Raw genomic sequence first — 8,169 nt, forward strand, 5'->3', positions numbered from 1 at the left:
CTGGGCGAAGGTCAACACGTTCGGATCGACCGTGGCTGACGTTTTTGCTGTGACGGCACCGGCGGGGGACAGCGAGCAGTCCGCCCGCGCGGCGGTCGAACAACACCTGCTGTCCGTGTTGGGCGGCCCCGCCGTCGAGGTGCTCGAGGAGCCCGTCGGCGACTAGCCGGCGCTCACGACCCCTCCGAGCTCATCTGCCGCAGCGCGAGTATGCGCGCCTGGATCTGGTCGCGGGTGGCGGCGGCGATCGGCGGACCGCCGCAGCGGCGGCGCAACTCGTTGTGGATCCAGCCGTGCGGCTTGCCGGTGCGGTGGTGGGTCAGCGACACCAGCGTGTTGAGCTCGCGGCGCAGTTCGCGCAGCTCCCCGTGCATCGACCGCACCGGCGCCCCGGGTGCGGCGTCCTGTTGGAGCCGGGCCCTCTTCTGCAGTTGCTCGTCCTGGCGTCGGTGCAGCAGGGCACGCATCTGGTCGGCGTCGAGCAGCCCGGGAATGCCCAGGTAGTCGGCCTCCTCGTCGCTGCCGGCGGGGGTGGCGGTGCCGAACGACGACCCGTCGAAGATGACCTGGTCGAGTTCGGCGTCGGCGCCCAGGGAGGTGAAGCCGCGGTCCTCGTCGCTTTTCTCGGTCTGTGCGCGGGTGGCGGGATCGCCGTCGAGCGGGTCCTCGTCCGGCCGGTGCGGCTGGCCGAGCACGTGGTTGCGCTGGGCCTCCAGCTCGCTGGCCAGTTGCAGCAGGTTGGGCACCGACGGCAGGAAGATGCTGGCCGTTTCCCCGGGCCGCCGCGACCGCACGAAGCGGCCGACGGCTTGGGCGAAGAACAGCGGCGTGGAAGCGCTGGTGGCGTAGATGCCCACCGCCAGCCGGGGCACGTCGACACCCTCGGAGACCATGCGCACCGCGACCAGCCACCGGCCCGTGCCCTCGGCGAACTCGGTGATGCGCCCCGAGGAGCCGGGGTCGTCGGACAGCACGACCGTGGGCCGCTCGGAGGTCATCCTCTCCAGCAACGCCGCGTAGGCGCGGGCCGCGGTCCGGTCGGAGGCGATGATCATGCCGCCGGCGTCGGGCACGTGCGTGCGCAGCTGACGCAGTCGCTGATCGGCCGCCGCGATCACCGCGGGCATCCATTCGCCGGCGGGGTCCAGCGCCGTGCGCCAGGCCCGCGCGGTCTGCTCAACCGACAGCGGCTCGCCCAGCCGGGCCGCATGCTCCTCGCCGGCGCTGTCGCGCCAGCGCGCCTCCCCGGAGTAGGCGAGGAACACCACCGGCCGGACCACCCCGTCGCCGAGCGCCTCGGCGTAGCCATAGGTGTGGTCGGCACGCGAGCGCAGCACCCCGTCGGAGCCGGCCTCGTAGTCGACGAACGGGATGGGGCTGTCGTCGCTGCGGAACGGCGTCCCGGTCAGCGCCAGCCGCCGCGTCGCGTCGCCGAAGGCTTCGCGGATCGCGTCGCCCCAGGTCTTGGCGTCACCGCCGTGATGGATCTCGTCGAAGACGACCAGCGTCTTGCGCTGCTCGGTGCGCACCCGGTGCAGGGTCGGGTGCGCGGCGACCTGGGCATAGGTCACCGTGACGCCGTGATACTCCGGCGAGGTCACCGGGCTCGTGTTGGAGAACCTCGGATCCAGGGCGAGTCCGTGCAGCTGCGCGGCCCGCGCCCACTGGACCTTGAGGTGCTCGGTGGGCACCACGACGGTGATCTGGTCGACGGCGCGTTGGGCGAGCAGTTCGGCAGCCACCCGCAGGGCGAATGTCGTCTTGCCCGACCCGGGGGTGGCCACGGCCAGGAAATCGCGCGGCTGACTCCTCAGGTATTTCACCAGCGCCCTGCGTTGCCAGCCTCGCAACGACCGGCCGGGGTCGCGTTCGCGGTGCCCTTGGTCGACCAGCGGCTCCGTGCTGCTGACCGGTTGCATCGAGACGGTTCTCCCCGTGGTTACTGGTCGGCGCGGTCCCGCGCGATTCGGTCGCGGCTGTGAAATCTAGCACGGCAATACATTTCGTCGCAGCAGCGACGCGAGTCCGTACGTGCGCCATGCCGGCCGGGCGGTTCGCGTCCGCCGAACGTCACGCCAGCGGCACGTTCGAAGCCGAGCGTGAGCCGAGTGTGACGTTCGCGACCGGGTGGTGACCCGCGGCGCCGCGTTCGCACTCACCACTAGGCTGGCGGGGTGTTTGAATCGCTGTCTGACCGGTTGACCGGAGCACTACAGGGACTGCGCGGCAAGGGGCGACTGACCGACGCCGACATCGAGTCCATCACCCGCGAAATCCGGCTCGCGCTCCTGGAGGCCGACGTCTCGCTGCCCGTGGTGCGGACGTTCGTCACCAGGATCAAGGAGCGCGCCCGGGGCGCCGAGGTGTCCGGCGCCCTGAACCCGGCACAACAGGTCGTCAAGATCGTCAACGACGAACTCGTCGGCATCCTCGGCGGCCAGACCCGCCGGCTGGCCTACGCCAAGACCCCGCCGACCGTCGTGATGCTCGCCGGCCTGCAGGGGTCCGGGAAGACGACCCTGGCCGGCAAGCTCGCGGCCTGGCTGCGCGGCCAAGGCCACACACCGCTGCTGGTGGCCTGCGACCTGCAGCGCCCGGCCGCGGTGAACCAGCTCCACGTCGTCGGCCAGCGGGCCGGGGTGCCGGTGTTCGCGCCGCATCCCGGCGCCGGATCACCGGACTCCGACGCCGGCCCCCCCGACCCCGTCGCCGTCGCGGCCGCCGGTCTCGCCGAGGCCCGCGCCAAGCACTTCGACGTCGTCATCGTCGACACCGCGGGACGGTTGGGCATCGACGACGAGCTGATGGCGCAGGCCGCGGCCATCCGTGCCGCCGTCGACCCCGACGAGGTGCTGTTCGTCCTGGACGCGATGGTCGGCCAGGACGCCGTCACCACCGCCGAGGCGTTCCGCGCGGGTGTCGGTTTCACCGGCGTGGTGCTGACCAAGCTCGACGGCGACGCCCGCGGTGGCGCCGCGTTGTCGGTCCGCGAGGTGACCGGGGTGCCGATCCTGTTCGCCTCCACCGGCGAGAAGCTCGAGGACTTCGACGTCTTCCACCCCGACCGGATGGCCAGCCGCATCCTGGGTATGGGCGACGTGCTGAGCCTGATCGAACAGGCCGAACAGGTCTTCGACGCCGAGCAGGCAGAGGCGGCCGCCGCCAAGATCGGTACCGGCGAGCTGACGCTGGAGGACTTCCTCGAACAGATGCTGGCGATCCGGAAAATGGGTCCGATCGGCAACCTGCTGGGGATGCTGCCCGGCGCCGGCCAGATGAAAGACGCCCTGGCCGCCGTCGACGACAAGCAACTCGACCGGTTGCAGGCCGTCATCCGCGGGATGACGCCGCAGGAGCGGGCGGACCCGAAGATCATCAACGCCTCCAGGCGGCTGCGCATCGCCAACGGTTCGGGCGTGACGGTCTCCGAGGTCAACCAGCTGGTCGACCGCTTCTTCGAGGCCCGCAAGATGATGTCGTCGATGCTCGGCGGCATGGGCATGCCCGGCCTGGGCCGCAAATCGGCGACGCGCAAGAGCAAGGCGAAGGGCAAGGCCGGGAAGAAGGGCAAGAAGGGGGCCCGCGGCCCCACGCCGCCCAGGTCCAAGACCCCGTTCGGGGCGGGCCTGCCGGGCCTGCCGGGCCTGCCGGCGGGATTCCCGGATCTGTCGCAGATGCCCGAGGGCCTCGACGAACTCCCGCCCGGACTGGCCGACTTCGACCTGTCCAAGCTGAAGTTCCCGGGCAACCCCGGAAGAAAGTAGCCGCAGCGTGCGCCTGCGCGTGCGAGGTCGGGGACTGCCCGATGAGGCCGAGGTCGAACTGTGGGTCGTCGACGGCCGCATCAGCACCGAACCGGTCGCCGGGGCCGACACCGTTTTCGGTGCTTGCCCAGGCGGCTGGATCCTGCCCGGCCTGGTGGACGCGCACTGCCACGTCGGGCTCGGCGACCACGGGCAGATCCCGCTCGACGAGGCGATCGCGCAGGCCGAGACCGAACGCGACGCCGGTGCGCTGCTGTTGCGTGACTGCGGCTCGCCGACCGACACCCGCAGTCTCGACGACCGCGCCGATCTGCCCCGGATCATCAGGGCCGGTAAACATCTGGCCCGGCCCAAGCGCTACATCGCCGGCTTCGCCGTCGAACTCGAGGACGAGTCGCAGCTGCCGGCGGCCGTCGCCGCCGAGGCCGCGCGCGGCGACGGCTGGATCAAGCTGGTCGGCGACTGGATCGACCGCGGCATCGGCGACCTCGCGCCGCTGTGGTCCGACGGCGTGCTCAGGGCGGCGATCGACGCCGCGCACGAGCGCGGCGCCCGCGTCACCGCGCACGTCTTCAGCGAGGACGCGCTGCCGGGCCTGATCACCGCGGGCATCGACTGCATCGAACACGGCACCGGCCTCACCGAGGAGAACATCGCCCTGATGCTCGAGCACGGCACGGCGCTGGTCCCCACGCTGCTCAACCTCGAGAACTTCCCCGGCATCGCCGACGCCGCGACCCGGTATCCGACCTACGCCGCGCACATGCGCGACCTGTATGCCCGCGGCTACCAGCGGATCGCCGCGGCGCGGGAGGCCGGCGTGCCGCTGTACGCGGGCACCGACGCCGGCAGCATGGTCGCCCACGGCCGGATCGGCGACGAGGTCGAGGCCCTCACGCGCATCGGCATGACCCCGACCGGGGCGCTGGGCGCGGCGTGCTGGGACGCCCGCCGCTGGCTGGGCAGGCCAGGCCTCGAGCACGGGGCACCCGCCGACCTGCTGTGCTACTCGCAAGACCCCCGGCGCGGGCCCGACGTGCTTGCCGCGCCAGAGTTGGTGATACTGCGCGGCAACGTATTTCGTCCGGGAGCTGACTCGGCCGCCGGCCGCGCATTGCGTCCGGTGAGGGAATAGGATCTGGGAATGGCGTTGCCCAGCGGCGCGACATTCGCCGGATACATCGTGGCTCGGATGCTGGGCTCCGGAGCGACCGGCGCGGTGTACCTCGCCCAGGATCCGCGGTTGTCACGCTGGCAGGCGCTGAAGGTCCTGTCGCCGGCGCTGTCGGCCGACGGTGAGGTCCGCGGGCGCTTCCACGCCGAAACCCCGATCGTCACGAGCCTGCAGCACCCGCACATCGTGCGCGTGAACGATCGCGGCGAGTTCGAGGGACGGTTGTGGGTCGCGATGGACTACGTCGACGGCGTCACTGCCGCGCAGCTGATGGCCGGCCGGTTTCCCGCGGTGTCCCCGGTCGGTGAGGCGCTCGCCGTGGTCAACGCGCTCGCCGAGGCGCTCGACTATGCGCACCAGCGTGGGATGTTGCACCGCAACGTGAAGCCCACCAACGTCTTTTTGACCGGCCGTGACGAGGGCGAACCACGAATCCTGTTGTCCGACTTCGGGATCGCTGCGCCAACTCGGGAGTCGGCCGGACCGTCGTCCTACGCGGCGCCCGAGCAGCTGCGCAACTGTGTCATCGACGGGCGCGCTGACCAGTATGGGCTCGCGGCCACCGCGTTTCACCTGCTGACCGGTACGCCCCTGGGCGCCGGTGCGCCGCCGCTGCTCAGCGACCAGCGTCCCGAGCTGGCGCGCCTCGACGGGGTGTTCGCCGGGGCGCTCGCCGCGAGCGTCGCCGACCGGTTCCCGCGGTGCACCGACCTCGCCGACGCAGCCAACGCGCAGGCGGGACTCGGCCCCAGCGACCGCGGATCCGAAGCGGTGCTGGTCGCCGACTATCCCGCCTACGCGCGGCCCGAGTCCGATGAGGCACCCGGCCTGGTGCCGGCGGCCGAGAACGCGGGCGCCAGGCCGATGGCAGCGCCGTGGGGCAGGCGCCCGGCCGGCTTCTCCGGTGGAAGCGCGCGGGCAGGGCCGTCCGGTCGGCCCGCGCAACCCCTGTCGACTGGGCACCGGTTGCGCAGGGCCGTGGTGCGGATCGCGGCGGTCGTGCTGGTCGTGGGACTGGTCGCGCTGGGCCTGGTGGTCGGGCGCAAGACCGAGCCCGTCCCGGCCGCCGGCCGCACACCGCCCCCGTTGCCGGCCGCGGGTGCCACCCGGACCGCCGGACCGCCCGCAGCCCCGGCCCCGGCCCCGCTGGACGGCACCTACAGCCTCGACGTCGAACGCACGAAGCAGACCTACAACTACGTCGCTGACCCGCAACCCCCGGACGTGACCACCTGGTGGGCCTTCCGCTCGTCGTGCGCGCCGCAGTCCTGCACCGCCGCCGCGACCCGCCTCGACGACGTCCGTCACCTGCGCGAGGTGACGCCCGGTGCGCCGCTGTTCCTGGCGTACGGCGACGACCGGTGGCAGTCCTCGCCGGTCGAGATCCGGTTCCCGTGCATCGGCTCGGGCGGATCGCGCCAGAAGCAGACCGCGACATTGGTGCTGACGCTGCAACCGCAGGCGCACGGCGACTTCTCCGGCGAGGAGGTTCTGACCGTGCAGACCAACGAATGCGGCCAACGGTCGGCGGTCATCCGCATCCCCGCGGTGGCCAGCCCGCACGGCGGGGTGCCGCCGGGGGTGACGGTGCCGGACCCGACCGCCGGTGTGGCCGCCCCCGAACCGGCGCCGGGAGCGTTGCCGTCCAGGACGCCCCATCCCTGACCGCCCCCTGCCTGCCCCGAAACGTCGGCGCGGCACATCCGCGTCCCAAAAAGATTGGGAGTGATCGACGCGGCGGGCACGTGGGCAACTGCTCGTTGTCGACGGCCGCCGAATACATCGAGGCGATCGACGCGTTGCCGCTCGGGCCCAATGTCTGCTCCCTGCTCGGGCATTCGGACCTGCGGGCCGCAGTCCTCGGACTCGACCGCGCCGCCGACGTCGCCGTGCAGCCCACCGAGGCCGAACTCGACGAGCTGGCGTCGTTGCTCGACGAGGTGCTGGCCGCCGGAATGCTCGCCATGTCGGGGCTGCCAGCTGTTGCGTGTTGGTGGTCGGGAGTTGTCGGTGGTGTGCTGTAGGAACAGAAGCATGAATCTCGCGGCGTGGGCGGAGCGAAACGGTGTGGCGCGGGTGACCGCGCATCGCTGGTTTCGCGCCGGGATGTTGCCGGTCCCGGCGCAACGAGTAGGTCGGCTCATTCTGGTGAACGATGCGGCGGCTGAGACGGCTCTGCGGGGCCGCGCGGCGGTGTATGCGCGTGTGCCGTCGGCGGACCGGAGAGTTGATCTGGATCGGCAGGTGGCGCGGGTGACCGTGTGGGCCACGGTCGAACAGATTCCGGTCGACAAGGTGGTGACTGAGGTTGGTTCCGCTCTGAACGGGCATCGCCGAAAGTTTCTTGCTCTGTTGCGCGATCCGGCGGTGACGCGGATCGTGGTGGAGCATCGGGATCGGTTCTGCCGGTTCGGGTCTGAGTATGTAGAAGCCTCACTCGCCGCGCAGGGCCGTGAGCTGGTCGTGGTCGACTCGGCCGAGGTAGACGATGACCTGGTGCGGGATATGACAGAGATTCTGACCTCGATGTGCGCGCGTCTCTGCGGTAAACGCGCTGCGGCTAACCGGGCCAAGCGTGCCCTTGTCGCCGCGGCGGCCTGAGATGCCTCGTTTCGAGGTGTCCGACGGGTGGTGTGTGCAGGCGTTTCGGTCCACGCTGGACCCGACCGAGGACCAGGCTCGCGCGTTGGCGCGCCATTTCGGCGCCCGACGCAAGGCGTTCGACTGGACGGTGGCCACCCTGAAAGCCGACATCGAAGTGTGGCACGCAACCGGGATCGCGACCGCAAAACCGTCGCTGTGGCACCGCGACTTCCACGACGCGGTGATCCTCGAATGCCCCGATCGGTCGTTGATCGGCAAGAGCTTCGGCGCGATCGCCGACGCGCGCGGGCTGCACCCGCGCGACGCCTTCCTCGACGTGCTCGTCGACAACGGCGAGCGCAACGTCCGCTGGACCACCACGGTCGCCAACAACCGGCCCCGCCAGCTCGACAAGCTCGCCGCCGACCCCAGCATCCACATGGGGTTCTCCGACGCCGGCGCCCACCTGCGCAACATGGCCTTCTACGGGCCGGTTCCGCCCGCGCCTCGGCGGCGGTGATCACCAAGCGCGCCTGGGTGTCGGTCGGGGTCCTGTTCCGCCACTTCGAGACGATGGGCGACTTCATGGCCGCCACGGCGTCGGAGGTGCTGCGGCGCCAGCTGGAAACCTTCAGCAAGCGCGTGGCC

Annotated in this window: 6 protein-coding genes and 4 pseudogenes; 9 read left to right on the forward strand and 1 reads right to left on the reverse strand. The window is 71.3% G+C overall.

Going from position 1 to position 8,169, the window contains the following annotated elements; translation table 11 throughout:
* The coding region (locus ACOJVU_RS21125; protein ID WP_421531583.1) for a hypothetical protein at positions 1-166 on the forward strand (166 nt) is incomplete at its 5' end.
* 7 nt (positions 167-173) lie between these two features.
* Here ACOJVU_RS21125 and ACOJVU_RS21130 read toward each other — a convergent pair.
* Positions 174-1,919 carry a DEAD/DEAH box helicase gene (locus ACOJVU_RS21130; protein WP_421531578.1) on the reverse strand — a complete coding sequence of 582 codons (1,746 nt, stop codon included), beginning with the start codon at positions 1,917-1,919 and terminating at the stop codon, positions 174-176.
* Between the two features lie 255 nt (positions 1,920-2,174).
* Here ACOJVU_RS21130 and ffh point away from each other — a divergent pair, with 255 nt between their 5' ends.
* The 8 genes and pseudogenes from ffh to ACOJVU_RS21170 form a co-directional block, all read left to right on the forward strand.
* Positions 2,175-3,764 (forward strand): signal recognition particle protein, encoded by a 1,590-nt coding sequence (ffh, locus tag ACOJVU_RS21135; RefSeq protein WP_421531579.1) that lies wholly within the window; start codon positions 2,175-2,177, stop codon positions 3,762-3,764.
* Between the two features lie 7 nt (positions 3,765-3,771).
* A complete protein-coding gene (locus ACOJVU_RS21140; RefSeq protein WP_421531580.1) occupies positions 3,772-4,899 on the forward strand; it encodes an amidohydrolase family protein in 1,128 nt (375 codons plus the stop codon).
* Positions 4,900-4,908: 9 nt separating this feature from the next.
* Positions 4,909-6,603 (forward strand): serine/threonine-protein kinase, encoded by a 1,695-nt coding sequence (locus ACOJVU_RS21145; RefSeq protein ID WP_421531581.1) that lies wholly within the window; start codon positions 4,909-4,911, stop codon positions 6,601-6,603.
* A gap of 86 nt (positions 6,604-6,689) precedes the next feature.
* A pseudogene (locus ACOJVU_RS21150) lies at positions 6,690-6,920 on the forward strand (hypothetical protein); the annotation flags it as partial.
* A 52-nt stretch (positions 6,921-6,972) separates the two neighbouring features.
* Positions 6,973-7,539: an IS607 family transposase gene (locus tag ACOJVU_RS21155; RefSeq protein WP_421531582.1), complete on the forward strand. Its 567-nt coding sequence runs from the start codon at positions 6,973-6,975 to the stop codon at positions 7,537-7,539.
* Position 7,540: 1 nt separating this feature from the next.
* Positions 7,541-7,738: pseudogene (locus ACOJVU_RS21160) on the forward strand (helix-turn-helix domain-containing protein); the annotation flags it as partial.
* Positions 7,730-8,008 (forward strand): annotated as a pseudogene (locus tag ACOJVU_RS21165) (hypothetical protein); the annotation flags it as partial. The pseudogenes ACOJVU_RS21160 and ACOJVU_RS21165, both read left to right, overlap by 9 nt.
* 5 nt (positions 8,009-8,013) lie before the next feature.
* Positions 8,014-8,169: pseudogene (locus ACOJVU_RS21170) on the forward strand (TetR/AcrR family transcriptional regulator); the annotation flags it as partial.

Source organism: Mycobacterium sp. THU-M104 (assembly GCF_049197365.1).
GTDB lineage: Bacteria > Actinomycetota > Actinomycetes > Mycobacteriales > Mycobacteriaceae > Mycobacterium.

Excerpts from the sequence above, each read along its gene's own strand:
- ACOJVU_RS21130 (WP_421531578.1), bottom strand. The coding sequence starts at position 1,919 with ATGCAACCGGTCAGCAGCACGGAGCCGCTGGTCGACCAAGGGCACCGC.
- ACOJVU_RS21155 (WP_421531582.1), top strand. The coding sequence starts at position 6,973 with ATGAATCTCGCGGCGTGGGCGGAGCGAAACGGTGTGGCGCGGGTGACC.
- ACOJVU_RS21145 (WP_421531581.1), top strand. The coding sequence starts at position 4,909 with ATGGCGTTGCCCAGCGGCGCGACATTCGCCGGATACATCGTGGCTCGG.